Here is a 26,279-nt window from a genome sequence, read left to right on the forward strand (position 1 = left end):
CCTATCTCAGCTTGAGGGTCGACAGGCCGACCAGCGCCAGGATGACGGCGATGATCCAGAAGCGGATCACCACCTGGCTTTCGGTCCAGCCGAGTTTTTCGAAATGATGGTGGATCGGCGCCATCAGGAAGACGCGCTTGCCGGTCATCTTGAAGTAACCGACCTGAATGATGACCGACAGGATTTCCACGACAAACAATCCGCCGACAATGACCAGCACGATCTCATGCTTGGTGGCGACCGCAACCGTGCCGATCAGGCCGCCCATGGCCAGCGAACCGGTGTCGCCCATGAAGATCGCCGCCGGCGGCGCGTTGAACCAGAGGAAGCCGAGGCCGGCGCCGATGACGGCGCCGAGCACAACGGCCAGCTCGCCGGTGCCGGGCACGAAATGGATCTGCAGATATTCGGCAAACACCGCATTGCCGGAGAGGTAGGCGATGACGCCGAAGGAGGCCGCCGCGATCATGATCGGCACGATCGCCAGCCCGTCGAGGCCGTCGGTCAAATTCACCGCATTGCCGGCGCCGACAATGACGAAGCAGGAGAACGGCACGAAGAACCAGCCGAGATTGACGATGAATTCCTTGGCGAAGGGGAAGGTCAGCGACGACGAGAACGGCGCCTGGCCATTATGCATGATCACCCAGGCAGCGATGCCGGCGATGACGAATTCCAGCGCCAGCCGCGCCTTGCCGGAAAAGCCGAGATGCGACTGCTTCGTCACCTTGAGATAGTCGTCGTAGAAGCCGATCGAGCCAAAGCCCAGCGTCACCAGAAGCACCACCCAGACATAGATGCTGGAGAGGTTCGCCCACAGAAGCGACGAGCCAATGATGCCGCACAGGATCATCAGCCCGCCCATGGTCGGCGTGCCGGCCTTCTTGAAATGCGTCTGCGGCCCGTCGGCGCGGATCGGCTGCCCCTTGCCTTGCCTGAGCCTGAGCGAATTGATGATGGTCGGTCCGAAGATGAAAACGATCAGCGCCGAGGTGATCAGCGCGCCGCCGGTGCGGAAGGTTATGTAGCGGAAGACATTGAAGACCGAGATCTTGTCCGCAAAATCGACGAGCAATGTAAACATGCGATTCCGTTCCCCGGACTAGTTCTGTTTCGTGCCTGCGGCTTCAGCCGGAAATTTGCCGAGCAAGGCATCGACCAGTTTTGAAAACCCGATGCCTTTCGACGATTTGATCATCACCACGTCGCCCGGCTTCAGCGCCGACAGCAATACCGGCCTCAGATCCTCGGCGCCGGCGCGGTAGTCCGCTTCGATCTCGTCGGGCAGGATATCGGCCAGCGCCCGCATCTCCGGGCCACCGAGAAAGACTTTGCGTGTTTCGGTGCCGACGATCAGATCGGCAAGGGCTGCATGCAGCTTTGCCGAATGTTCGCCGAGCTCGAGCATGTCGCCGAGTACGGCGATCCGGCGGCCCTCGCCCGACACTGGTGTCGCGTTGAGCAGCGCCATGGCGGCACTCATCGACGCCGGATTGGCGTTATAGCTCTCGTCGATCAGCGTGATCGGTCCCCCGGGATGGCGCAGCACGTGGCGCTTGCCGCGGCCGCGCTCGGCAGAGAGATCGGCCAGCGCCTCCGCCACCTTGCCGATGTCGGCTTCAACCAGATGCGCCGCGCCGAGAACCGCGAGCACATTCTGCACCATGTGGCGGCCGGGCGCGCCGATGCGGGCGACGATGTCCTGACCGCCGATCCTTGCGGTGATGTCGGAATGATCGGCATGCAGCTCGCATTTGGTGAGCTTGTAGGTCGAACGGGCATTTTCGCCGAAGCCGAAGACATGTTCGACGCCGGCGGCACGCGCCATTTTGTCGAGCAGCTTCCAGCGCCCATCGTCGCGGTTGAGCAAGGCAGCACCACCGGGCTCGATGCCTTCAAAAATCTCGGCCTTGGCCTTGGCGATCTCGTCGAGATTTTTGAAGAAGCCGAGATGTGCGGCGGCGATCAGCGTGACGATGGCGACATGCGGCCGGACCATCTTGACCAGCGGCCGGATCTCGCCGGGATGGTTCATGCCGATCTCGAACACCGCATAGTCGCAATCGTCCGGCATGCGCGCCAGCGTCAGCGGCACGCCCCAATGATTGTTGAAGGATTGCGCCGAGGCATGCACCTTGCCGACGGCCGACAGCACATGGCGCAGCGCTTCCTTGGTCGTGGTCTTGCCGGCAGAGCCGGTCACCGCGATGATCTTCGCCTTGGAACGCTCGCGCGCGGCGACGCCAAGTTTTTCGAGTGCCGCCAGCACATCCTGCACGACGATCATCGGCGCCGTCAGCCGCCCGAGCGATGGCAGTTTGCCTTCGGCGACAACCAGAACGCCGGCGCCGGCCTTGATCGCCGCGGTCGCGAAATCATGGCCGTCCATCGTCTCGCCTTTGATGGCGAAGAAGGCGTCGCCCGGCTGCAGGCTGCGGCTGTCGATCGAGATCCCCGATATGCCCTCCGGCATTGGCCCGAGCGGCCGTCCGCCCATGGCGTCAACCAGCGCATCGGCAGTCCAGAGCACGCTCATGCGGCCCGCTCCCGCAGCGCCGAGCGAACTTCCTCATGGTCTGAGAAAGGAAATGTCTCGGCGCCGATGGTCTGGCCTTCTTCGTGACCCTTGCCGGCAACGATCAGCGTGTCGCCGGCCTTGAGCATGGCGACGGCATCGTGGATCGCCTTGCGGCGGTCGCCGATCTCGATAGCGCCGGGCGCCGCCGCCAGGATTGCGGCGCGGATCGTTTCCGGCACTTCCGAACGCGGATTGTCATCGGTGACGATGACGACATCGGCAAGCCGTGTGGCGATCTCGCCCATGATCGGCCTTTTTCCCCGGTCGCGGTCGCCGCCGCAGCCGAACACGACAATGACGCGGCCGGTGGTGAACGGGCGCACAGCGGCCAGCACATTTTCCAGCGCATCCGGCTTGTGGGCATAGTCGACATAGACCGGCGCACCATTGGTAGTCGCGCCGACAAGGTCGAGCCGGCCTGGCGCCCCCTGGAGTTTCTCCAATGCCATCAAGGTCTTGGCGACTGGTGTTCCAGTGGAAATCGCCAAACCGGCCGAAACCAGGGCGTTGGCGATCTGGAAGTCGCCGGCGAGCGGCAGGTCGATCTCGTAGAGCACACCATCGGCTTCGACCTCGGCACGCTGGCGGTGGCGCTCATGCTCGACCCGCTTCAGCTTGAGGAAATCGCCGTGGCGACCGACCGTCAGCACTTTGAGCCCGGCCGTCTGCGCTGCCTTGACTGTCGGCGCAGACCACGGATCGTCGGCGAAGATGATGGCCGGCGCGCCTTTCGGCAGCAACGCATCGAACAGGCGCAATTTTGCGCGGTGATAGTCCTCGACCGTCGGATGGTAGTCCATATGGTCGCGGCCGAGATTGGTGAAACCACCGGCGGCGAGCTTGACGCCATCGAGGCGGCGCTGGTCGAGACCATGGCTGGAGGCCTCCATCGAGGCATGGGTGACGCCGGCCTCCGCCAATTCCCTGAGCAATTGGTGCAAAGCCACTGGATCGGGCGTGGTCAGCGATCCATACTCGTTGCGGCCCGGCGCCACCACGCCGGTGGTGCCGATCGAAGCGGCGGCAAAACCGGCCTGCTCCCAGATCTGCCTGGTGAAGGCGGCGACCGATGTCTTGCCCGCGGTGCCGGTCACCGCGACCATGGTTTCAGGCTGCCTGCCGAAGAAGCGCGCGGCGCTCAGCGCCAGCGCCAGACGCGGATCATCGACGCTCAGCACCGGAACCGACAGGCCGGCAATCGCGCTGGCCTTACCCACGACAACCGCCGCCGCGCCGCGTTTTGCCGCATCGGCGGCATAGGCGGCGCCGTCCGCCTTGCTGCCGGCGAGCGCGAAAAAGACGACGCCGGGTTTGACCTGGCGGGAATCCGACGAAATCCCGGTTACCTCCAGATCGCGGGAAGACGTTCCCTCGACAGGCAGGATACCGGCTAAATCTTTCAGGTGCATCGAACCCCGTTCATCGCAACAAAATAGCGCGCAGTTGCCGGCGCGCCCTAAGAATCACTGATAGGAAACCAGCGTTGCACCATTTTCATGGCTGAAATCTGGCTTCACGCCAAGCATGGCCGCTGCCCGCCGGATGATATTGCCGGCCATAACCCCCGCATTGTTGGCGGCAACGTCGGTCATTCCGGGCTTTTCCGGGTGCGGAGCGTCGGCAATCGTAAACACCAGATATTGCGGATCGTCCATCGGGAAAGCGGCGACGAAGGTGTTGAAATTCAGTTCCTTCGAGTAGCGGCCATTGATGACTTTCTCGGCCGTTCCAGTCTTGCCGCCAACGCGGTAGCCAGGGGCCCTGGCGTTTCTGGCCGAGCCCTTCTCGGCATTGAGCGTGTAGAGGTAGCGCATACCCTCCACGGTCTTTTCGCTGACCACTCTCTTGGCCACCGCCATGGCTTCCTGCTGGCTGCGGACCAGGAATGTCGGCTGGATCAGGTAGCCCTGCATCAGTGCCGCGCAGCCGACCGCGGCCTGCAGCGGTGTCGTAGACACGCCATGGCCGAAGGCGATGGTGAACGAGTTGACCTGTTTCCAGACCTTGGGCTCGGTCGGGCGTGCGACCTCAGGCAGTTCGGTCTGCATCCTGTCCAAAAGGCCGAGGCGATGCAGGAATTCGCGGTGCCCCTCGATGCCGACCAGCTCGGCCTCGCGGGCCGATCCGATGTTGGAGGAATAAAGGAATACTTCCGGCAGCGACAGCACGCGGTTCTTGCCATGAAAATCGTGGATGGCCTGATGGCCGACACGGATCGGATGCGACGCGTCGAAACGGCTGTTCATGTTAGCCTTGCCGGAATCGAGCGCCATCGCCGAGGTAAAGCTCTTGAAGGTCGAGCCCATCTCGTAGAGGCCGGCGGACATGCGGTTCAGCCGGTCCTTGTCTTGCGCATTAAAGGGATTGTTCGGATCGAAATCCGGCACCGAGGCCATGGCCACCACTTCACCGGTCTTGATGTTGAGCACAACGGCGCCGGCGCCCATGGCGCGATAGCGTTCGAGGCCGGCGGCGATCTCGTCACGCACCACATGCTGGACGCGCAGATCGATCGAAAGCTGCACCGGCTTCAGGTCCTTCGCCACCGCAAGGCCAGAGGCCTGCAAGTCGCTTAAGCCCTGCTCATCGATGTATTTCTCCATGCCGGAGATGCCCTGATTGTCGATGTTGGTGAGGCCGACAATGTAGGATGAGGTCACGCCGGCCGGATAGAAGCGGCGCTTTTCGGTGCGAAAGCCGATGCCTGGAATACCGAGCTGCATGATGTCGGCTTGCTGCTTGGGCGTCAGCTGCCGCTGCAGCCAGACGAAGCCGGCGCCGCTCTTCAGCTTGTGGTAGGTCTGCTCGGGGTCGATATCGGGCAGAATGGTCGACAGCTTTTCGATCGCCTCATCGGCATCGACGATGCGGCGCGGCTCGGCAAACAGCGATGCCGTCTTGATGTCGGTCGCCAGCACCTCGCCGTTGCGGTCGACAATGTCAGGCCGCGATGCCGTCACCCGGCTCTGCGGCCCGTTCGACATGTCGGGGTTCTGGAAACCGAGATAGACCAGCCGTCCGGCGATGGTGGAATAGATGCCGAAGAACACCGCCATCGTCATGATGATGCGGGTCTTGGCCTTGCCGCCGGTCGCCTTGCGCGCGCCTTCGACGACGATCGAGCCGTCCTCGCCGGTCCTTGCGCGCCGCTTCAGCAACCCACCGATCTTCGGAAGCTTGACGCTCATTGGAAACCCGACGGTCATTGCACGATGGCTCCGGTCACCACGGGATCCTTGCCAGCTGGTCCTTTGCCGGAATTATCGGCCATGCCGCCGAGCCGCTGCGACGACAGGTCCTCGATGTTGAGCGGTTTTGCCGGAAGGTCGTCGATCCCGACGATCTGCCGCGCATTGACCGGCTCGAGTGCGAGCTGCGATTTGTAGGTTTCAGCCAGCTTCTGCAGGCGCGACGGCTGAGTCAGCAGGCTCCAGTCGGCCTTGAGCAGGTCGATCGTATCCTCCTCATAGCGGATCTGCGCCTCGATCTTCTGCACCGAAGCCAGTTGTTCCTCGGCTTCGCGCTTGGCCTTGTAGGTCAGGGCCGCGGCCGAGACCATGACGGCGATCAGGACTATGTCGCTGGTTCGAAACAATTGTTCACCTCTCTCGCGGCGCCTGGATGCCTGGAAGCTTTGGAAGGCCGAAAATCGAAAGATCGCCGGCGCGCGCCGGCGCCTCGGTGCGGATCGCAGCGCGAAGCCTGGCGGAGCGCGCCCGCGGATTGGCTGCTATTTCAGCGTCGCCGGGCGTCACGCCGCCACCGGCCTTGCGGAAGGTGGCGCTGCGTGCATGCGCCTCGGGCATATGGCGCGAGCCAGTCACCGCGTCGGCGCGGTCGGCGATGAAGCGCTTGACGATGCGGTCTTCCAGCGAATGGAACGTCACCACGGCAAGCCGCCCGCCGGGCTTCAGCACGCGCTCTGACGCCACCAGCGCCTTGGCCAGTTCGCCAAGCTCGTCATTGACGAAAATGCGCAGCGCTTGGAAGACGCGGGTGGCCGGATGGATCTTGTCCTTCGGCGCGCGACCGATATGCGTCTCGATGGCGTCGGCAAGGTCGAGCGTGCGCTCGAACGGGCGTTTTTCGCGCCGGCTCTCGATCATGCGGGCGATACGGCCGGCGTTGCGCTCCTCGCCAAGGAAGCCGAAGATGCGGGCAAGATCGCCCGTCTTGAACGAATTAACGACATCGGCAGCGCTCAAGCCGGCCTGTGCCATGCGCATGTCGAGCGGCCCGTCGGCGCGGAACGAAAAGCCGCGTTCGGCCTGGTCGACCTGCATGGAGGAAATGCCGATGTCGAGCACAACGCCGTCGGCGCTTTCGACCTGCTCGTCGAGCGTCGAGAACGGCGCCTGCACCAGCCTCAGCCTGCCTCCGGATTGCTGCTCCAGGCTCCGCCCCGCGGCGATGGCGTCCGGATCGCGATCGATCGCCACCACCGAGGCGCCGCTTGCCAGGATCGCCTTGGTGTAGCCGCCAGCGCCGAAGGTACCGTCGACGATCACATCGCCAGCTTTGGGCGAGAGCGCTTCCAGCACTTCGGCAAGGAGGACCGGAATGTGACGGGCCGATCCGCCAACGGCGCTGATATCATCGCCGTGATCCGCCATCATTCCAGTCGCTCCCCAGGCTTCGTCCCCTGCCGAAGCTGCAAAAGCCGGGCGCGCGCCTGCGCCCCGTAGGCGGCAAGCCGCCTGGGTTCCCAAACTTGAAAGAAATTGCCGCGGCCGACGAAAGCCACTTCGCTCGAGATGCCCGTGTGCTCGCGGATGAAATCGCTCATCGTGATGCGGCCGTCCTGATCGAGTTTCAGGAACGTCCCGTCGCCATGGCAGAAGAACGACATGTCGTTCGCCGTCTGCAGGAAAGGATCCTCCAGCGCGATGCGCTGCTCGTAGCGGTCGAGCAGGTCGAGCCCGCCGACATCCATCGCCGGGACATCCAGGCCGCGCAGCGCGTAGAGCTCCGAATAGCCGCGTCTCTGCACGACCGCGCGGAAATGCGCCGGAACGGAGACCCGCCCCTTCGCATCGATCCTGTTCACCGCGCTTGACAGAAACCGGTCCATGACACTCTACAGCCGCTTCCGCCGCCGCACCCCTCTCCATGTTTTCGTCCGCGCCAGTGAGGCGCGTCCCCTGCCGAAAATCTGCTTCGGTCCCAACGGCAAAACCCTGCAAACGCACAGCCGCCGCGGCTGCCCGATTGGCGTACGCTTTACCCTGACGCGGAACGAAGGCTTTGGTGTCGAAATGGGATATCATGGGGCACTATGGGCGTCAACGGGATCAGGCTTCACAAACGCGCGCGCCACAACCGGTGAGAGCAGCTTTGACGACGCTCCCGTCTTTATCGTCCATTAAGCCTAACGAAGGGTTTAGAGCGGCTTGGCCCAACCGGAAGCGGCTTGCCGCGCATCGCTACCGCGCATAGCGTCAGCCGTCTTTCCGCCAAGCAACAAGGTTAGAAAATCCATGTCCGAAACAGCCAGGTCACGCGCGGCCTCCCTTGCCCATCTGCGTCGCGACGGGCTTGCCAAGGGCGACCCCATCCCTTTGCCGCTGACCATGGCTGCCATTTTCCATAATCCAGGCGATAGCGCCGGCTACAGTCAGTACGGTCGCTACAGCAACTCCACCTGGGATGCGGTCGAGCATATGCTGGCGCATCTGGAAGACGCTCCATGCGTCGGCTTCCCCTCGGGAATGGCGGCGATCTCGGCGGTGTTTTTTGGACTGCTGAAAACCGGCGACCGCGTCCTGCTGCCCTCGGACGGCTATCATGCCACGCGCGCGCTGGCCGAGCGTTTCCTGAAGCCATTCGGCATCACCTATGATCTCAGGCCGACATCGACCTTTCTCGACGACGGCTTCGACGGCTACCGCCTTGTCTATGCGGAGACCCCGTCAAATCCGCGATTGGACATCTGCGACATCACAGCCGTCGCCGAGGCTGCCCACCGCGCGGGGGCAACGGTCGTCGTCGACAACACGACGATGACGCCGTTCGGCCAGCGCCCGCTCGATCTCGGCGCCGACGTCGTCGTTGCCGCCGACACCAAGGCGGCCAACGGTCATTCCGACGTGTTGTTCGGCCATGTCGCGAGCCGTAACCCAGACATCATTGCCGCCGTCACCGGCTGGCGCGAGACAGCGGGCGGCATTCCCGGCCCGTTCGAGGCATGGCTGCTCCATCGCGGCCTGGAGACGCTGGATGTGCGCTTCGACCGCATGTGTTCTTCGGCGGAGGAGATCGCAAAGCGCCTGAAAAACCATCGCGCGGTGACCGGCCTGCGCTATCCCGGACTGGAAGGCGACCCCTCGCACAATCTTGCCCGCGCCCAGATGGAACGTTTCGGTTTTCTCGTCTCCTTCGAACTCGCCTCAGAGGGCAAGGCCGAGGATTTCATCAACAACTGCACGCTGATGCAGGCGGCAACGTCCTTCGGCGGCGTCCACACCTCGGCCGAGAGGCGGGCCAAACGCGGCGATGCCGTTCCGCCCGGATTCGTGCGCCTGTCGGTCGGTTGCGAGCCAGTGGAAGAACTCTGGCAGGCGATCGAGGCTTCGCTGGACAAGATCAGCGGTTGAGCTGACCGCTTAGGTGACGACGTCGTCGGCGCCGATATTGCGCCTGCCGTGCAAGACACGAACAATCTCGATTGCGTCCTCTCGGACGCGATACAGAATGAGATATTCGCTAACGATCAGATGGCGGATACCAGGGGCGATATCATCACGCGGTGCGCCTGAGCATGGATACGTCGCCAGTTGCTGCCAGCGTGCCTCAATCCGATCGAGGAGCCGATCGGCCGCAGGCTCGCTGTCTGGTGCAACGTGCAGCCAGATAGCGATCAGGTCCTGCGCGCGCATTGCGGACGATGGGCAGCAACCTCATGCTGCGTCATCGCCTCTCAATCGTCTGCGTGCTTCGGCCTTGATCTCATCCATCGACGCAAACCGTCCCGGCCCGCTGTCGATCCCCTCCTGCACCAGCTTGCGCAACTCCTCGACCGTGTAGCCGAGCAGGTCGCGGCGGTCTTTCCATTGCCGGAGCGCGTCGCGGATCACTTCGCTGGCCGAGGCATATTCGCCGGCGGCCACGACATCGTCTACCGCCGCCGCCAGCTCCGGCGAAAGCGTGATGCTACGTTTGTCGACCTGACCCATGGCACGCTCCTGATCCATCTATCCGATGGTACGATTTAATCGCACCATCTTCAAGAATGCCGTTGCCCCCAAACGATCCCAGCAGCGGAATCAGTTGACGAGCCGATTGAATCAATAGGCGCGCCCAAGGGCGCAACCTGCTAATCTCCAAAGATCTTCGACATCGCGGAGAATTGCCAGCTGGCCTGTAAGCCGGGTTTTGTATGGCCCTCGCCCCTTGCGGAGCGAGGACGTGGCGGCCATTCATCTTGGGCGCATGTTGCCATGCGCCTCACGCAACCTACCCGGACGGTGGGCCGGAAACAGCCCTCGAAGGTTTCCCCTCGCACCGTCCCTATTCGGTCTTGCTCCCGGTGGGGTTTACCGTGCCGCTCCTGTTGCCAGTCGCGCGGTGGGCTCTTACCCCACCCTTTCACCCTTACCCCGATAAATCGTGGCGGTTTGCTTTCTGTGGCACTTTCCCTGGGGTCGCCCCCGCCGGCCATTAACCGGCACCGTGTCTCCATGGAGCCCGGACTTTCCTCACCCGCAGCCTTTCGGCTTTGCGGGTGCGGCCGCCCGGCCAGCTGGCAGAGCGTATAAAGGGGTTCACGTGCGAAAACGCAAATGAAAAAGCAGACTTATGCGGGAGATCCAAGGGCCGCCATCTGCACCTTGACCTTGCCGCAATAGGCGGCCGACACGGGATTCATCCGCGTCGCGGCATGACCGGCATTGTATTTCAGGATGGTGCCGCAGGTGGTGCCGCCACCGAGGTTGCGCGCCATGGCGAGATATTTCATGCCGTATTTGATGTTGGTGTCGGGATCAAACAGGCCCTTGGCCGAACCGCTGTAACCCATCATCCGCGCCGTTGCCGGCTTGATCTGCATCAGACCGATCTCGCCAGCGCTGCCGACGATGTTGGGCCGGTAATTGCTCTCGATCTTGATCACCGCCTTGGCCAGCGATACCGGCACGCCTTCGGCCGCCGCGTAGCGGGCGATGATCGCCGAATACTGGCCGCCGAGCGCGGCCGCCGCCGTCGATTCCGCAGCGGTGCTTGGGCCGATCGACGCGGTCGTCGACAGGTCGATGCTCTTCCTGCCGCGCTTCAAATGCCTCTTGGCCGTCGCTTTTCTGACCTTCACCACGGCTGCCTTCTGCACTTTGGCAGTGGCTGTCCTCTTGGCTTTTGGGCTCGCTTTCGTCATGGCGGTTTTGGCGGGGGTGGCGATGAAGCCCTGGTCTGCCCTCTGGCTCAGTGGTGCGGCATCGGCCGCGCTGAAGGCAAAAGTCATCACGCCGGCAGCAATAGCTGCCGTTACAACGGTCAATTTCTGCATGTGGTCCTGTTCTGTTTGAGCCGCGCGAAGATCTTCGCGCAGCAACGCCTAATCAATATCGGGACTTCCGGGGGGATGAAGGTCCGATAACTTGCACGAACTGCCTTTGAGGGCCGAATTGGTGTCGAACAAGGCGAGGCAATTCACTTTCAGTGACAGGCTGTAACTATAATATCAGGACAAGATTATTTAGACGCAGCTGACCTAAGGGAAGTCAGCAGGCTTTGCAGCGTGCGGATCGTCGAACCGTCGGCGACGCCATCCACCAAGCGTGGCCGGAAATGCCGCTGAAACGCTTCGACGACGATTTCGGTTTGGCGGTCGAAGACACCGGATATCTCCACGCCATAGCCGTAGAGCGCCAGCATCGACTGCAGCGCTTCGACCTCGGCGCCGGTATCGCCGACTTTCAGCATCGCGCCGTGCCGGATCGGGGCCGCAGGCACGAAATGGCCGACCCCCGCCGCAAACAGCACCCTCCAGGGGAATTTCTCGCCCGGATCGATCTTGCGCCCCGGCGCGATGTCGGAATGGGCGAGCACGCGTTGAGCCGCGACAGAATACCGCCCGATTATCCCTTTGCAGAGGCCAATCACCGCTTCGATCTGCCGCTTGGGGAAGGCCGAATAACCGAGCGTATGGCCGGGATTGACGATTTCGATGCCGACCGAGCAGGAGTTGATGTCGGTGCGCCCGAACCAGGAACTTGCGCCGGCATGCCAGGCCCGGTCGCTCTCGCGCACCATCTGGACGATGCGGCCGTCCTCGTGGACGAGATAGTGTGAGGAAACTTCGCTGGCGGGGTCGCACAGCCACGCTTCGGCTGCGGCACCCGTCGCCATGCCGGTATAGTGCAGCACGATCATGTCGGGTCTGAGCGTCTCGCGCCGCGGGCCGAAATTCGGCGATACCCTGACCTCGGCGCCTGGCTCGTCGGGCAGGAAGCCGCTCATGCGTGCCTAAGGCCCCGCTCGATCATTTCATAGGCCGCGTTGATCGCCGCGACCCTGGTCGTCGCGATCTTGATGAACTCCTGCGGCAGGCCGCGCGCGATCAGCCGGTCCGGATGATTGTCGGAGACCAGCTTGCGATACCGCTTCCTGACCTCCTCGAACGACTTGCCGCGCTCGATGCCCAGCACGACATAGGGGTCGCCGGCGCCAAGATTGACGTGCCTGGCCATGATCGCCTCGTAGTGCACCTCGTCGATGCGGAAAATCTCGGCGATGCGGTGCAGGAAAATGCCTTCGCGTTCATGCACCAGCCCATCGGCCTTGGCGATATGGAACAGGCCGTCGAGTATGTCTTCCAGCATGACGCAGTTCGAATGGCCCGAGCCGCACATCTGCGCCATGCGCTCGGCATAGGTCTCGAACCCGGCAACGTCGCGCTTAGCCAGATCGTAGAGCCGCGCCACGTTGCGGGTCTGCTCTCTCGGCACCTCGAATATTTCCTGGAAGGCCCGCACCTCGTCCTGGGTGACGATACCGTCGGCCTTGGCCATCTTGGCCGACAGCGCAATCATCGCCACAGAGAAGGCAACGCGCCGGCGCAGATCCGCATCGCCGGAAAAAACAGTTCGCACGGCCTCGACCACTTCGGCGATGCCCGAATTGGCTGAAGAGGAAACGCGGTTGATGAACTCGCCAAGGCGATCCCAAATCGACATGAGCGCTTATTAGGGCCGCCAGCCACCGCTATCAAGCCAAGACAGCGCCGCAGGGTGGATCGATTTACGCAAACGCTGACGCGCCAGATCGCAAATCATAGGAATGAGCCGATCGTAGCCCACGAAACGGCCGGCCCCGGCCCTAAATGCAGGAAGGCCGGCACGAAGCCGGCCTCCTCTCTCGTCACATCAAAGTGACCGAGACTGCTGCTACTGCGCGGGGGCGGCAGGAGCAGGCGTTGCCGGAGCCGGTTCAGCAGGCTTCGGGGTATCGGGGTTTGCTGGCTGCATCGGCTGTTCGGCCGCCGGCGGATTGGTGCTCTGGGTGGTGGTGTTGTCCGTACCGCTGTCGCTGCAGGCGGCAACGCCGAGCAGGGCCAGGGCAGAAACGGACGCAAGAATGAGCTTTTTCATAACATCTCTCCTTCACTACACGCTCACATTGCTGTGAACGCTCGACGAGGAAATGCATCAGACGGCCATGAGTTTCGTAACGTTGCATTTCCTGATGTAACATCCCAGGCGGTAATTGCAGCTCGGGCGATGGCGCCCAGAGGCGGATGATTTCAGGCCGAATCGACCTGAATCTGAATTCGCCTCTAAATCAGAAAAGTAGAGCATGATGTCGTCCGAAAACCGCTTCACACTTTTCAGCATCATGCCCTAACAGTCTGAAACCAAATGAAATGCCGGAGCTCTGAGTGGACAAGAAATGGGATTTTTGGATCGACCGCGGCGGCACCTTCACCGACGTGATCGGGCGCGACCCGGACGGCGGGTTGCATCCCAGGAAACTCCTGTCGGAAAATCCCGAAGCCTACCCTGATGCGGCCATAGCCGGCATCCGTGAGTTGCTCGGTCTGAAATCGGGCGCCGCCATTCCGCCCGGCCTGATCGGCGACATCAAGATGGGCACCACCGTCGCCACCAACGCGCTTTTGGAGCGCAAGGGCGACCGCGTGCTCTTGCTGATCACCAAGGGCTTTCGCGATGCGCTGAAGATCGCCTATCAGGCGCGGCCAGATATCTTCGCCAAGGAGATCATCCTTCCCGAACAGCTCTACGAGCGTGTCATCGAGATCAACGAACGCGTGCGGGCCAATGGCGATGTCGAGCGCCTGCTCGACATCGCCGCCTGCCGTCCTGCGATCGAAAAGGCCCGCGCCGACGGCATCGATGCGGTGGCGATCGTCTTCATGCATGCCTGGAAATACCCCGACCACGAGAAGGCGGTGGCGAAAGTCTGCCGGAAGATCGGCTTTTCGCAGATTTCGGTCAGCCATGAGGTCTCGCCGCTGATCAAGCTGGTCGGTCGCGGCGACACGACAGTGGTCGATGCCTATCTCTCGCCGATCCTGTCGAGGTATGTGCAAAGGGTGGCGGGAGAGCTGGGTGCAGCGCCAATCTCCCCCCTTGTGGGGGAGATGTCGGCGAAGCCGACAGAGGGGAGCGCTGTCCCGCCAGCGCCTCATTCTGTCACGCCCCCCTCTGCCCTGCCGGGCATCTCCCCCACAAGGGGGGAGATCAGCCAGTCCCCCCACCTCATGTTCATGATGTCGTCGGGCGGGCTCACCGCCGCCGATATGTTCCAGGGCAAGGATGCGCTGTTGTCCGGTCCGGCGGGCGGCGTCGTCGGCATGGTCGAAACGGCGAAGCTCGCCGGCTTCGAGAAAGTCATCGGCTTCGACATGGGCGGCACCTCGACCGACGTCGCCCATTATGACGGCGAGTATGAGCGCGCCTTCGACACCGAGGTCGCTGGCGTGCGCATCCGCGCGCCAATGATGCGCATCCACACCGTGGCTGCCGGCGGCGGCTCGATCCTGCACTACGAAGCTGGCCGCTTTCGCGCCGGGCCGGATTCCGCCGGCGCCAATCCCGGCCCGGCCGCCTACCGGCGCGGCGGCCCGCTCGCCGTCACAGACGCCAATGTGATGCTGGGCAAGCTGCAGCCCGATTTTTTCCCCGCAATTTTCGGCCCCGGCCAGGACCAGCCGCTGGACGCGACCGCGGTACGCGAAAAATTCGCCGCACTCGCCGCCGAAATCGGCGACGGCCGCACCCCAGAAGCCGTCGCCGAAGGCTTTGTCACCATCGCCGTCGAAAACATGGCCAACGCCATCAAGAAGATATCCGTCCAGCGCGGCTACGACGTCACCGAATACCTGCTGAACTGTTTTGGCGGCGCCGGCGGCCAGCATGCCTGCCTGGTTGCCGACGCGCTCGGCATGGAAGCGGTGCTGATCCACCCCTTCTCCGGCCTGCTGTCGGCGTACGGCATCGGCCTGTCGTCAATCTTCGCGTCGCGCCAGCAGGCGCTGCTCAAGCCGCTGGCGGAAGAGTCCAGGTCAGAGATCGACAGCCTCATTGCCACGTTGAAAAAGGCCGTCATCGCCGAACTCGCGGCGCAAGGCATCGCCGAGGATAAAGTTGCCGCAAAGCCGGTTCTGCACATCCGCTACGACGGCACCGACACGACGCTGCCGGTGAATTTCGAGCAGGACTCGATCTTCCAGGCCAGGCGCGATTTCGAGATCGTCCACAAGGCGCAGTTTGGTTTCGTCTATGACGACAAGCCGATGATCGTCGAGACGGTTGGCGTCGAAGGCAGCGAAATCGCAGAGGCCAGGGCCGAAGCCTATGCGCCCGCAGGACCTGCACGGGTTGAAGCCGGCGCTTCCGGAAAGCGGCGCATCTACACCGAAGGCCGGTGGCATGAGGCCGGCATCCATCGCCGCGAAAACCTGCGCCCCTCCAATTTGGTCGCGGGACCCGCTCTCATTATCGAGCCGAACCAGACCATCGTCGTCGAGCCGGGCTGGCGGGCCGAAATCACCAATCTCAATCACGTTGTCATTCGCCGCACGGAACGGAAAGTGCGCGCTGCGGCTCTCGGCACCCAAGCCGATCCGGTGATGCTGGAGGTCTTCAACAACCTCTTCATGTCGATCGCCGAGCAGATGGGCGTCACGCTGCAGAACACCGCCTATTCCGTCAACATCAAGGAAAGGCTGGATTTTTCCTGCGCCGTCTTCGACCGTCACGGCGCGCTGGTCGCCAACGCGCCGCACATCCCGGTGCATCTCGGCTCGATGGACCGCTCGGTCGAAACCATCATCCGGCTGAACTCCGGCGACATCCACCCCGGCGACGTCTTTGCGCTGAACGCCCCCTACAATGGCGGTACGCATCTGCCCGACATCACCGTGGTGACGCCGGTCTTTTCCCTCCCCCTTGAGGGGAGGGTGGCCGCGCAGCGGCCGGGTGGGGTCCTCTCAGAAGGCACCGCAAGAGCGCCGAGCACTGCCGAGGCGACCCCCTCCGGCGGCTCCGCCGCCACCTCCCCCTCAAGGGGGGAGGAAATCCTCTTCTACGTCGCCTCACGCGGTCATCATGCCGACATTGGTGGCACGGCCCCCGGCTCGATGACGCCGCTCGCCACTACCGTCGACGAGGAAGGTGTTTTGTTCGACAATTTCCGTGTTGTCGATCGCGGAAAATTCCGCGAGGCGGAACTGCAGACGCTGCTCACCGACCACCCCTACCCCGCTCGCAACCCGCACCAGAACCTCGCCGACCTCAAGGCGCAGATCGCAGCCAATGAAAAGGGCGTGGCGGAACTGCGCAAGATGGTCGCCCATTTTGGCCTCGATGTCGTCGAAGCCTATATGGGCCATGTCCAGGACAATGCCGCCGAAAGCGTGCGCTGCGTGCTGGAGCGGCTGCCCGACGCATCAGAATATGAATACCCGACCGACACCGGCCAGGTGATCAAGGTGAAGATCACGGTCGACCGGCAAAAGCGCGAGGCGACCGTTGACTTCACCGGCACGTCGCCTGTGATGAAGAACAATTTCAACGCGCCGGAGCCCGTCGCCCGTGCAGCGGTGCTCTACGCCTTCCGCGTCATGGTCGAGGACATGATACCGATGAATGCCGGGTGTCTGCGGCCAATCAACATCATCATCCCCGACGGCTGCATGCTGAAACCCAGCTATCCCGCCGCCGTTGTCGCCGGCAATGTCGAGACCTCGCAGCATGTCACCAACGCGCTGTTCGGCGCCATGGGCGCCATGGCCAACGCGCAAGGCACGATGAACAACCTGACCTTCGGCAACAAGCAGTACCAGTATTACGAGACGATCTGTTCCGGCTCGCCGGCCGGGCAGATGAACTCCGGCCGCGGCTTTGCCGGCACCTCCGGCGTCCACACCCACATGACCAATTCGCGCCTCACCGATCCGGAAGTGCTGGAACTGCGCTTTCCCGTCCTGCTCGAGGATTTCCACATCCGCCAGGGATCCGGCGGCAAGGGCAAATGGGATGCCGGCGACGGCACCAGGCGGACGATCCGTTTCCTCGAAAAGATGGAATGCGCGATCCTGTCCTCGCACCGTAACCGGCCGCCGCAAGGCCTGGACGGCGGCGGCGATGGCGAGGTTGGCTCGACCGAGGTGCGGCGCAGGGACGGCAGCATCGAGACGTTGATGGCCTGCGATCAGACCCTGCTCGACGCCGGTGACGCCGTCATCCTGACGACGCCGACGCCGGGAGGGTTTGGCAAAGCCTGATATCCGGGAGCTGATATCCGGCCAGTCAACAGCCTGTCACCGGCCTGTCATGACGCTGCGCTACCCGCTTGCGCCAAAGCAAACGGGGAATCATTAGCCATGACGGACGTTTCGGCAGATCTGGTCTTTCGCCGTGGCAAGGAAGTTGGAAAAGCCGTCTACCAGAACCGCCCGCTGTCGAAGGCCGGCCTTTCCGAGCGGCTGTTTGCGCTTCTGTTTTCCGGCCTCGTCTACCCGCAGATCTGGGAAGACCCCGAAGTCGACATGGAGGCCATGCAGCTTGGTCACGGCCACCGCGTCGTCACCATCGCCTCCGGCGGCTGCAACATCCTCGCTTATCTCACCCGGTCGCCCGAGCGCGTCGATGCGGTCGATCTCAACGCCGCCCACATCGCCTTGAACCGGATGAAGCTGGAGGCGGTGCGGCATCTGCCTTCACAGGGCGACCTGTTCCGCTTCTTTGGCGCCGCCGACACCAGCCACAATTCGGAAGCCTATGACCGCTTCATCGCGCCGCATCTCGACCCGGTCAGCCGCCACTACTGGGAGCGCCGCAACTGGCGCGGCCGCCGGCGCATCACCGTCTTCGACCGCAATTTCTACCAGACCGGCCTGCTCGGCCTGTTCATCGCCATGGGCCATCGCACCGCCAAATTCTTCGGTGTCGATCCCGCCGGCATCATGGCGTCGAAGAGCATTGCCGACCAGCGTCGCTTCTTCAACGAAGAGTTGGCGCCGGTCTTCGACAAGAAGCTGTTGCGATGGGCGACATCGCGCAAGGCCTCGCTGTTCGGTCTCGGCATTCCGCCGGCGCAGTACGATTCGCTGATCACCTCGGGCGACGGTTCGATGGCCAGCGTGCTGAAGGCCCGGCTGGAAAAGCTCGCTTGCGATTTTCCATTGAAGAACAACTACTTCGCCTGGCAGGCTTTCGCCCGCCGCTATCCCAATCCGGGCGAGGCCGCCCTGCCCGCCTATCTCGAAGAGGCCAACTACAAGGCGATCCGCAACAATGTCGATCGCGTCGGCATCCACCACGCCAATCTGATCGAATTCCTGGCCGGCAAGGACGCCGGGACCGTCGACCGCTTCATCCTGCTCGACGCGCAGGACTGGATGACCGATGACCAGCTAAACGCGCTGTGGTCGGAGATCACCCGCACCGCTTCGGTCGGTGCCCGCGTCATCTTCCGCACCGCGGCCGAACCCAGCCTGCTGCCCGGCCGCGTCTCGACTTCGCTGCTCGACCAGTGGAACTATGAGGACGAGGCCTCGCGTGACTACTCGGCCCGCGACCGCTCGGCCATCTATGGCGGCTTCCACCTCTATGTGAAGCGCCCGGCATGAGCACGAGCGAGCTGCCGGCCGACCACGCCGAACTGATGGACGGCGTCTATCGCTGGCAGCGCCATATCTACGATCTGACCCGCAAATATTACCTGCTCGGCCGCGACCAGATGATATCGGGGCTGGACGTGCCGGCGAACGGCACAGTGCTCGAACTCGGCTGCGGCACCGGCCGCAACATTGCGCTTGCCGCCCGCCGCTATCCGGAGGCGCGCTTCTTCGGTCTCGATATTTCGGCGGAAATGCTGGAGACGGCCAGCAAGGCCATTGGCCGTGAAGGCCTGTCCGGTCGCGTCGTGCTGGCGCGCGGCGATGCCACCGATTTCGACGCCAAGACACTGTTCGGCGTCGAGCGTTTCGACCGCATCTTCGTGTCCTACTCGTTGTCGATGATCCCTGGCTGGGAAAAGACGGTTTCAGCAGCGCTTGCAGCACTTGCGCCCGGCGGCTCGCTGCACGTGATCGATTTCGGCCAGCAGGAAGGCCTGCCCCGCTGGTTTCGGGCTCTGCTGCGCGGCTGGCTCAAAAAATTCCATGTCACCCCGCGTGAATCTCTGCGCGAAGTCCTGGAATCGGAATCTCGGCGAACCGGCGCAACCTTCCGTTTCCGCACGCTTTATCGCGGTTATGCCTGGTTGGCGGTGATCGCGCAGCCAAGAGTCTAATGCAGCGCCTTCACCAACGCACCAAGCATCACCTGCGGCCGGTAGCCGAGCTTGGTCGGCGTCAGCCCGAGCCGCACCACGACCAATTGCTCTGAAGGGATGATGGCGACCGTCTGGCCGTCATGGCCCTCCATCCAGTAGGTATCCTTGGGCAGGCCGGCGGCGACGCCGGCGCCAGGATTTTCCTCGTCGCCCGGCGCTTCGATCCACAACTGCCCCTTGCCATAGACTTTCGAGGCAGGTGCAGGCTCTCTCATCCAGTCTACGAAACCGGCGGGCAGGATCTGGTTGCCGTTCCACACCCCGCCTTGCAGCAGGAACTGGCCGAAGCGCGCCCAGTCATGGCCGGTGGCGTAGAGATAGGATGAGCCGACGAAGGTGCCCTCTTCGTCTGTTTCGAGCACCGCGCTTTGCATGCCAAGCGGCGCGAACAGCGCTGTCCGCGGCCAAGCCAGCGCCTTCGCCTTGTCGCCGATCGCGTCCTGCCACAGCCGCGACAGCATCACTGCCGTGCCGCTCGAATAGGAGAAGACCTTACCCACTTCGCCGGTCAGCGGCTTGGATTCGGCGAAGCCCGCCTTGTCGGGCTCGAGATAGAGCATGCGCGTTACATCGGCGACGTCGCCATAATCCTCGTTGAACTCCAGCCCGCTCGACATCGCCATCATGTCGGCGAGACTGATGGCGGCGCGGCCGTCCGCCTTCCAGGGGACGAACAGGCCCTGATTGGTCACCGCCATCTTGCCGTCCTTGACCAGCGTGCCGACAAGCGCGGCATTGACCGTCTTGGTCATCGACCAGCCGAGCAGCGGCGTCTTCGCCGAAAACCCGTCGCCATAGCGCTCGGCAACGATGCGGCCGTTCTTCACCACCACCACAGCCCGCATGCCGGTTCCGGTCATCCCTGCATCGTCGAGGATCTTGCCGATCTCGGGATTCTGCGAGGCATCGACCCGATCTCCCTCCGGCCACAGATCGCCCCTGGTGGTTGCCGACGCTTCGGCGGGGATTGTCGTGCGCCGTACCTTGCCGACATCGCCATCGGGGACCGAGGCGCAACCCAAGCCGTCGCGCGCGACGGCAACGCTCTTGCCGAGGAAGCCGAGCAGCCCGGCCGAGACGGTCCCCCTGTTCTTGTCGACCGACACTTTCATAAGCCTGAGCAGTGGATGGCCAGGTGCCTGCACGTCGACGGCAAGCACCTCGTTGGGGTTACGTCCGGCGATAAAAACATTCGAGCAGACGATCTTGGCCGAATAGCCCGAACCGACGCGGATCAGCTCCGGCGGCGCGATGTAGAGCCAGGCAAACAATGCGGCGACCGCCAGCACGACCAGGCCAAGCAGCCATTTGATGATCTTCACGACGACCCGCATCTTTTAAGTCCCTGCTTTTCCGCGGTCCGGTGGCTTGCGGCTCGGTTTATGTCATCGATTTGCCGCCATTGCTTCCGCAAAATCGGTGTTCTTGTCGAGCGCCGTCAACCTGTTATCAACCATGATCGGCGATCACTGGTGCATGTCGCCCAAAAGTGCTGAGCGGTTTTGGGATAACGACATGCACGAGAAATAGAGAATCGGGCGATGCTGTGGGGCGATCGCCTGAGGGGCACCTGCAACAACAACCCAACAGCGACCGGCTGATTCCGGCTCGGGAAATGCGATGCGCCGTTTCGCGGCCCTCATCACGTTGACGCTGCTGGCCGCCTGCTCGACCGCCGGCGATCTCGTGCCGTCGATGTCGCCTTCGAGCAGCCCGACGGTTGCGGTGCACGCACCGCGTTTCGAAGACTCCAAGCCGCATGAATGGGACAGCGGCGCGCCCTGGAATTACGCCGTTCACGGCACCGATGTCTCCAAGTACCAGACGTCGGTCGACTGGCCGACAGCCAAGGCCAGCGGCATCTCCTTCGCCTTCATCAAGGCGACCGAGGGCGGCGATCGTTTCGACGAGTATTTCAACGAGCACTGGGCCCGCACCAAAGCCAATGGCATTCCGCGCGCGGCCTATCATTTCTTCTATTTCTGCACGCCGGCCGCCACCCAGGCGCGCTGGTTCATCGAAAACGTGCCTGTCGACCGCTCGGCCATGCCGCCGGTGCTCGACATGGAATGGAACCCGAAATCGCCGACCTGCCGGCTGCGTCCGGATTCGGCGACGGTGCGCGCGGAGATGACCACCTTTCTCGAAATCGTCGAACGGCGATATGGCAAAAAGCCGATCATCTACACCTCGGTCGACTTCTTCGACGACAACGACCTTTCGACTTTCCGCGGCTATCCCTACTGGCTGCGCTCGGTTGCCGGCCATCCCCGCCAGAAATATGGCAGCCACCCGTTCACCTTCTGGCAGTACACCGGAACCGGCATCGTTCCCGGCATGACCGGCAAATCCGATATCAACGTCTTCAACGGCAGCGAAGCTGCCTGGAAAAAGTGGCTGCGGCAGAACACGCATTGACACCGGTGCAACGGCAGCGAAGCCGTCCGAAACCGCAGGCCGCGGCAGAACACCCGTTGACACCGGCGCTGCCGCCTGCTTTTCGACGGTTCATGCGAACCGATTTGCAACCACAGGGATATCAGGGCCGGAAACAGTCGAAGAACCGACTGCGCTCCGGGCTGCTCGCGGCCCTGCTGCTCAGCGCCGCGGCCATGCCGGCGGCAGCGCAGGAATGCGGCGGCGACTTCGAAGCCTGGAAACAAGGCGTCGCGGCGGAAGCCAAGGCAGCCGGTGTCGGCGCTATCGGCCTCGACGCGCTGGAAGCCGCCAACATCGACGACAAGGTGCTGGCGCGCGATCGCGCCCAGGGCGTCTTCGGCCAGACCTTCATCCAGTTCTCCAACCGCATGATCTCGGCCTACCGGCTGAAGCAGGGTGCGGCCAACCTGAAGAAATACGCCGACGTCTTTGCCCGCGCCGACCAGCAGTTCGGCGTCCAGGCGCCGATCATCACCGCCTTTTGGGGGCTGGAGACCGATTTCGGCGCCGTGCAGGGCGATTTCCACACGCTGAGCGCCTTGGTGACGCTGTCGCATGACTGCCGCCGCCCGCAGCTGTTTAGGCCGCAGCTGGTGCCGCTCTTGATGCTGATCGATCGCGGTGTCGTGCCGGCCGACGTCACCGGCGCCTGGGCCGGCGAGGTTGGCCAGACGCAGATCCTGCCCTCCGACTATCTGGCGCGCGGCGTCGACGGCGACGGCGATGGCATCGTCGACCTCAGGCGCAGCGTGCCCGACGTGATCATGACCACGGCCAACAAGGTGCTGTCGCGCGGCTGGAAACGCGACCAGCCCTGGATCGAGGAAGTGCGCGTGCCCGAGGACATGCCGTGGGAGCAGACCGGCCGCACCAACAAACTGCCGCTGTCGCAATGGGCCGCCTGGGGCGTTACCAATCCCGACGGCACGCCGCTGATCGACAACGGCCTGAAGGCCGGCCTGGCGCTGCCGATGGGCCGCAAGGGCCCGGCCTTCCTCGCCTATGACAATTTCGACGTCTATCTCGAATGGAACCAGTCCTTCACCTACGCCCTGACGGCGGCAAACCTCGCGGCACGGCTGGCAGGGGCAAAGCAGTTCGATCCGCGCAATCCCGAAACCGGGCTCAATGGTGATCAAATGAAGGAATTGCAGACCAAGCTCGAAGCCAGGGGCTATGACGTCGGCACGGTCGACGGCATTCTGGGCACCAACACTCGCGAAGCCATCCGCAAGGAACAGATGCGGCTTGGCATGCCGGTCGATGGCTGGCCGACGCCGGAACTGTTGGGGAAGTTGTGAAGAAGTAGGCAGCAGGGCGCAGGCAGTAGAACCTCCCCAAGCTGTATTCCCTATTCTCTAGTTCTTGCCCGAACGAAATCGATAAATGCTCGCAAAGCCGGCGGGACGTGTCTCGAACTTGGGTGATACAGGAAGAAGCCTGGGAAGCTGGGCGACCAGGGCTCAAGAAATCTCACCAGCCTGCCAGCCCCGATCGACGGCTGGACCTGATAGTCGATCATGTAGGCGACACCTGCTCCACCAAGCGCCGCATTCAGCATCAGCTCGGTGTCGTTGACGGTCAGGCTGCCCTGGACTGCGATTTCAAGAACCCGTTTGCCGCGCGAAAACTCCCACCGGTAGATGTTGCCGCCGCCCGGCCATTGAAAATTGATGCATTGGTGCTGGTGCAGATCCTGGGGATGACGGGGAATTGCGCGGCCTTCAAGGTAGGCCGGGGCAGCCACCGCCGCCATTTGCAGATCCTCGCTGAGCTTGACTGCCACCATGTCCTTGTGCAGCCACTCGCCGAGACGGATCCCGGCGTCGAACCGGCCCTGGACAATATCGGTCAGCATGTCGTCGACGATCACCGTCAGCGCGATTTCGGGATAGGCGCGCTGGAAGTCTCCCAGGATAGGCGCGATGAAACGCATCGCCGCGACGCGCGACACGTTGATGCGCAGCGATCCCGCCGGCCGGTCTCGTCCGGACTGAACGTCGGCAACAGCACCGTCCAGTTCGCCGAATGCAGCGGCCAGCCGGGAAAACAGCGTATCGCCGGCAGCGGTCGGTGAAACACTGCGGGTCGTGCGGTTGAGCAGCCTGACCCCGATACGAGCCTCCAACTGCCGGATCGACTGGCTGAGCGACGGCGGCGACACACGCAGCCGCGCCGCGGCGCGAACGAAACTGCCCTCCTCCACGATCGCGGCAAATGCCTTGAGCTGGGAGAATTCGGAACCGCGCATTGTGTATTCCTGGATTAACAAGCCAGTTAGATAATAGGCCATTATCTGATCAGTTGTATTGCCCTATTTCTCGACCATCGGCCTGCCGACCGCGGGCCTGAACGGTTGAAGGAATTGATCATGTCCCAGTCCTTGCAAGGCAAAACCGCACTGGTCACCGGCAGTTCGCGCGGTATCGGGCGAGCCATCGCCGAGGGGCTCGCGGCCAAGGGCGCTGCCGTCGTCGTCAATTATGTCAGCAACCGGAAAGCAGCTGACGAGGTCGTGGTCGCTATCGCCAGCAAGGGCGGAAAGGCAATCGCCATTGAGGCCGACATTCCGTTCTTGCCGATGTCCGTCGCCTGTTCGACGAGACCGAGAACCAATTGGGCGCGATAGATATCGTCGTTGCCAATGTCGGCGTCGCCATCATCAAGCCGTCCATCGAGGTGAGTGAAGCCGATTTCGACCTTGTCTTCGGAACCAACGCCAAGGGCACGTTCTTCACGCTTCAGGAAGCAGCGCGCCGTGTGCGCGACGGCGGTCGGATCATCGCGGTCTCCACTGGCGGCACCAAGATGTTCTTCACGCAGACGGCGCTTTATCTCGGCAGCAAGGGTGCCGTCGAACAATTCGTCCGCGTGCTCTCGCGGGAACTCGGGGCGCGCGGCATCACCGTGAATGCACTGTCGCCGGGCTTCACCGACACGGACCTGCTTCCCGAGCGCGATCGTGCCGTGGCCGCCGGCATGTCGCCCTTCGGCAGGATTGGCGCCACGCGCGACGTTGCCGATGTCGCGGTCTTCCTGGCCAGCGACGAGGCCCGCTGGCTGACCGGCGAGAATATCCAGGCCGGTGGCGGGGTGGCCTAATCCGCCATCGTCTCCAGGCTGGCAAAGCCCTGCGGCGCATCGCCTTCGTCGAAGGGCGTCGTCACCTCGACGAAAGTGTCGGGATAAAAGCCGTTGAAGCGGGTTCTCAGCGACAGCGAATAGGCGCCGATATGGCCGATCTCGATCCAGTCGCCGGTGTCGACGGTTTCCGGTAGCCAGAACGGCCTCGACAGGATGTCGACGGAATCGCAGGTCGCGCCGCAGACCTTGAACGGCACGATGTTCTTCTCCTCACCATTGCGCGAGCGGATCGCCGGATCGGGAATGAAGCGGGCGGGCAGCGTGATCTTGCCGGTCCATGAATCCGACAGCGACGCCCAGATGCCGTCATTGATGTAGAGCCGCTTGCCCTTGCGCAGCAGCACGCGCACGATCAGTGAAAGGCAGCGCGCGACGATCACCCGACCGGGCTCGGCCACCAGTGGCACCTGGTCGAACTGATATTCCGTGAGGTCGCCCGACAGCCGCGACATGATCTGGCCGAGCGACGGCATCTCGACCTGCTTGCGGTTGGGATCATGGCCATATTCGGCGGGAAAACCGCCGCCGACGTCGAGACCGGCCACGTCGAAGGTCAACCGGTTGCGCACCCAGTCGGCCGAGGCCAGCGCCCGCTCATAAGTGTCGGGATCCTCGATCTGGCTGCCGACATGGAAGCAAAGCCCAACCTTGTAGCCGGTGCGGTTGAGCCGCTCGGCAAGCTCCACCGCATAGGCCGGCCCGGCGCCGAACTTCTTCGACAGTTCGTAAGCAGCCGAGCCCTTGGTCTGGATGCGCACGAACACGCTGATGGCGCCCGGATCGATGTCGAGCGCCCGCACCACACGCGTCAGCTTGGTGATTTCGTCCTCATGGTCGAGCGAAATGACGCGGATGGCGTATTTCTCCAGCGCCAACTTGATGTCCGACTGCGCCTTGACCGGATGCATGTAGAGCATCTCGGCATCGGGTGAGACCGCACGCACGGCGGCGAACTCGCCGGGCGAAGCCACATCGAAGGCAGTAACGCCGGCTTCGACCAGCGCCTTCAGCACGATCTGCTCGCCATTGGTCTTGACCGCATAGGCGGTCTTGCCTGGAAACATGCCCATGAATTGTTTGGCGTCCGCCTTCAGCACCTGCGGGCGAAAGCAGTAGACCGGGTCGTCAGGACGAAGCGCCAGCGCCGCCTCGCGGGCGTTCTCGAATCGCTGCATGGACGAATCCCCTGACTTCTCGGCTGCGCACAATTAATCCAAGCTAGCGGCTAAAGAAAACAATTCTGTGTCTCGCGGCGCTGATGCTACGGCATTAGGTCCAAATGGGTAGGTCTTCCATCCGATCAGGTTTCGGGTGGCCCTTGTCGCTG

25 protein-coding genes and 1 other RNA gene are annotated in these 26,279 nt (G+C 63.1%); 9 read left to right on the forward strand and 17 right to left on the reverse strand.

Annotated elements, in window-relative coordinates:
- Position 1: 1 nt before the first annotated feature.
- From mraY to mraZ, 7 genes are read right to left on the reverse strand one after another with little or no spacing between them, the layout of a single operon-like run.
- Complete coding sequence (mraY, locus tag JQK88_RS14840; RefSeq protein WP_112560382.1) at positions 2-1,084, reverse strand: phospho-N-acetylmuramoyl-pentapeptide-transferase; 1,083 nt, start codon at positions 1,082-1,084, stop codon at positions 2-4.
- Between the two features lie 18 nt (positions 1,085-1,102).
- Positions 1,103-2,536 (reverse strand): UDP-N-acetylmuramoylalanyl-D-glutamyl-2,6-diaminopimelate--D-alanyl-D-alanine ligase, encoded by a 1,434-nt coding sequence (locus JQK88_RS14845; RefSeq protein ID WP_203278691.1) that lies wholly within the window; start codon positions 2,534-2,536, stop codon positions 1,103-1,105.
- Complete coding sequence (locus tag JQK88_RS14850) at positions 2,533-3,987, reverse strand: UDP-N-acetylmuramoyl-L-alanyl-D-glutamate--2,6-diaminopimelate ligase (RefSeq protein WP_203278692.1); 1,455 nt, start codon at positions 3,985-3,987, stop codon at positions 2,533-2,535. The genes JQK88_RS14845 and JQK88_RS14850 overlap by 4 nt, the downstream gene beginning before the upstream one ends.
- A gap of 54 nt (positions 3,988-4,041) precedes the next feature.
- Positions 4,042-5,766 carry a peptidoglycan D,D-transpeptidase FtsI family protein gene (locus JQK88_RS14855; RefSeq protein WP_112560379.1) on the reverse strand — a complete coding sequence of 575 codons (1,725 nt, stop codon included), beginning with the start codon at positions 5,764-5,766 and terminating at the stop codon, positions 4,042-4,044.
- Positions 5,767-5,780: 14 nt separating this feature from the next.
- Entirely contained in the window at positions 5,781-6,173 is a 393-nt protein-coding gene (gene ftsL / locus JQK88_RS14860) for a cell division protein FtsL (protein WP_192258451.1), read from the reverse strand.
- 4 nt (positions 6,174-6,177) lie between these two features.
- On the reverse strand, positions 6,178-7,194 hold the full coding sequence (gene rsmH / locus JQK88_RS14865) for a 16S rRNA (cytosine(1402)-N(4))-methyltransferase RsmH (RefSeq protein WP_192258452.1): 1,017 nt from the start codon (positions 7,192-7,194) through the stop codon (positions 6,178-6,180).
- Positions 7,191-7,649, reverse strand: coding sequence for a division/cell wall cluster transcriptional repressor MraZ (gene mraZ, locus JQK88_RS14870; protein WP_203278693.1), 459 nt, complete (start codon positions 7,647-7,649; stop codon positions 7,191-7,193). Before mraZ ends, rsmH begins: the two co-directional genes overlap by 4 nt.
- Here mraZ and JQK88_RS14875 point away from each other — a divergent pair.
- Entirely contained in the window at positions 7,648-7,944 is a 297-nt protein-coding gene (locus JQK88_RS14875) for a hypothetical protein (RefSeq protein WP_203278694.1), read from the forward strand. The genes mraZ and JQK88_RS14875 overlap by 2 nt on opposite strands.
- Before the next feature lie 111 nt (positions 7,945-8,055).
- The gene (locus JQK88_RS14880) at positions 8,056-9,171 is read left to right on the forward strand and encodes a cystathionine gamma-lyase (RefSeq protein WP_192258455.1); all 1,116 of its coding nucleotides are present in this window, start codon (positions 8,056-8,058) and stop codon (positions 9,169-9,171) included.
- 9 nt (positions 9,172-9,180) lie between these two features.
- On the opposite strand, the gene JQK88_RS14885 is transcribed toward JQK88_RS14880, so the two are convergent.
- The 7 genes from JQK88_RS14885 to JQK88_RS14915 all read right to left on the reverse strand — a co-directional run bounded on the left by JQK88_RS14885 (position 9,181) and on the right by JQK88_RS14915 (position 13,158).
- Positions 9,181-9,453: a type II toxin-antitoxin system RelE/ParE family toxin gene (locus JQK88_RS14885; RefSeq protein WP_246749834.1), complete on the reverse strand. Its 273-nt coding sequence runs from the start codon at positions 9,451-9,453 to the stop codon at positions 9,181-9,183.
- A 21-nt stretch (positions 9,454-9,474) separates the two neighbouring features.
- On the reverse strand, positions 9,475-9,750 hold the full coding sequence (locus JQK88_RS14890) for a type II toxin-antitoxin system ParD family antitoxin (protein ID WP_192258457.1): 276 nt from the start codon (positions 9,748-9,750) through the stop codon (positions 9,475-9,477).
- Positions 9,751-9,922: 172 nt separating this feature from the next.
- An RNA gene (gene rnpB / locus JQK88_RS14895) (RNase P RNA component class A) lies at positions 9,923-10,320 on the reverse strand.
- A gap of 50 nt (positions 10,321-10,370) precedes the next feature.
- Positions 10,371-11,075: a lytic transglycosylase domain-containing protein gene (locus JQK88_RS14900; protein WP_192258458.1), complete on the reverse strand. Its 705-nt coding sequence runs from the start codon at positions 11,073-11,075 to the stop codon at positions 10,371-10,373.
- A 185-nt stretch (positions 11,076-11,260) separates the two neighbouring features.
- A complete protein-coding gene (locus JQK88_RS14905) occupies positions 11,261-12,028 on the reverse strand; it encodes an N-acetylmuramoyl-L-alanine amidase (RefSeq protein ID WP_203278695.1) in 768 nt (255 codons plus the stop codon).
- Positions 12,025-12,744: a J domain-containing protein gene (locus tag JQK88_RS14910; protein WP_203278696.1), complete on the reverse strand. Its 720-nt coding sequence runs from the start codon at positions 12,742-12,744 to the stop codon at positions 12,025-12,027. The genes JQK88_RS14905 and JQK88_RS14910 overlap by 4 nt, the downstream gene beginning before the upstream one ends.
- 210 nt (positions 12,745-12,954) lie before the next feature.
- Positions 12,955-13,158, reverse strand: coding sequence for a hypothetical protein (locus JQK88_RS14915; RefSeq protein ID WP_181055739.1), 204 nt, complete (start codon positions 13,156-13,158; stop codon positions 12,955-12,957).
- 287 nt (positions 13,159-13,445) lie between these two features.
- On the opposite strand from JQK88_RS14915, the gene JQK88_RS14920 reads away from it, so the two are divergent.
- From JQK88_RS14920 to JQK88_RS14930, 3 genes are all read left to right on the forward strand, one after another.
- Positions 13,446-17,315 (forward strand): hydantoinase B/oxoprolinase family protein, encoded by a 3,870-nt coding sequence (locus JQK88_RS14920; RefSeq protein ID WP_203278697.1) that lies wholly within the window; start codon positions 13,446-13,448, stop codon positions 17,313-17,315.
- A 99-nt stretch (positions 17,316-17,414) separates the two neighbouring features.
- Complete coding sequence (locus tag JQK88_RS14925) at positions 17,415-18,662, forward strand: BtaA family protein (protein ID WP_192258463.1); 1,248 nt, start codon at positions 17,415-17,417, stop codon at positions 18,660-18,662.
- Positions 18,659-19,327, forward strand: a complete 669-nt coding sequence (locus JQK88_RS14930; RefSeq protein WP_192258464.1) for a class I SAM-dependent methyltransferase — start codon at positions 18,659-18,661, stop codon at positions 19,325-19,327. Before JQK88_RS14925 ends, JQK88_RS14930 begins: the two co-directional genes overlap by 4 nt.
- Here the strand turns inward: JQK88_RS14930 and JQK88_RS14935 are convergent.
- Positions 19,324-20,703 carry a serine hydrolase domain-containing protein gene (locus JQK88_RS14935; protein ID WP_203278698.1) on the reverse strand — a complete coding sequence of 460 codons (1,380 nt, stop codon included), beginning with the start codon at positions 20,701-20,703 and terminating at the stop codon, positions 19,324-19,326. The two genes, JQK88_RS14930 and JQK88_RS14935, sit on opposite strands and share 4 nt — an antisense overlap.
- 286 nt (positions 20,704-20,989) lie before the next feature.
- Here JQK88_RS14935 and JQK88_RS14940 point away from each other — a divergent pair, with 286 nt between their 5' ends.
- Positions 20,990-21,787: a glycoside hydrolase family 25 protein gene (locus JQK88_RS14940; RefSeq protein WP_192258466.1), complete on the forward strand. Its 798-nt coding sequence runs from the start codon at positions 20,990-20,992 to the stop codon at positions 21,785-21,787.
- A gap of 92 nt (positions 21,788-21,879) precedes the next feature.
- Positions 21,880-23,109: a lytic murein transglycosylase gene (locus JQK88_RS14945; protein ID WP_192258467.1), complete on the forward strand. Its 1,230-nt coding sequence runs from the start codon at positions 21,880-21,882 to the stop codon at positions 23,107-23,109.
- Positions 23,110-23,159: 50 nt separating this feature from the next.
- On the opposite strand, the gene JQK88_RS14950 is transcribed toward JQK88_RS14945, so the two are convergent.
- Positions 23,160-24,059 carry a LysR family transcriptional regulator gene (locus JQK88_RS14950; RefSeq protein ID WP_192258468.1) on the reverse strand — a complete coding sequence of 300 codons (900 nt, stop codon included), beginning with the start codon at positions 24,057-24,059 and terminating at the stop codon, positions 23,160-23,162.
- A gap of 120 nt (positions 24,060-24,179) precedes the next feature.
- Here JQK88_RS14950 and JQK88_RS36925 point away from each other — a divergent pair, with 120 nt between their 5' ends.
- The gene (locus JQK88_RS36925; protein WP_203278699.1) at positions 24,180-24,437 is read left to right on the forward strand and encodes an SDR family NAD(P)-dependent oxidoreductase; all 258 of its coding nucleotides are present in this window, start codon (positions 24,180-24,182) and stop codon (positions 24,435-24,437) included.
- Positions 24,425-24,910 (forward strand): SDR family oxidoreductase, encoded by a 486-nt coding sequence (locus tag JQK88_RS14960; RefSeq protein ID WP_203278700.1) that lies wholly within the window; start codon positions 24,425-24,427, stop codon positions 24,908-24,910. The genes JQK88_RS36925 and JQK88_RS14960 overlap by 13 nt, the downstream gene beginning before the upstream one ends.
- Here JQK88_RS14960 and JQK88_RS14965 read toward each other — a convergent pair.
- Positions 24,907-26,127, reverse strand: a complete 1,221-nt coding sequence (locus JQK88_RS14965) for an alanine racemase (RefSeq protein ID WP_192258469.1) — start codon at positions 26,125-26,127, stop codon at positions 24,907-24,909. The two genes, JQK88_RS14960 and JQK88_RS14965, sit on opposite strands and share 4 nt — an antisense overlap.
- Between the last annotated feature and the right edge of the window lie 152 nt (positions 26,128-26,279).

Source organism: Mesorhizobium caraganae (assembly GCF_016836705.1).
Classification (GTDB): Bacteria; Pseudomonadota; Alphaproteobacteria; order Rhizobiales; family Rhizobiaceae; genus Mesorhizobium; species Mesorhizobium caraganae.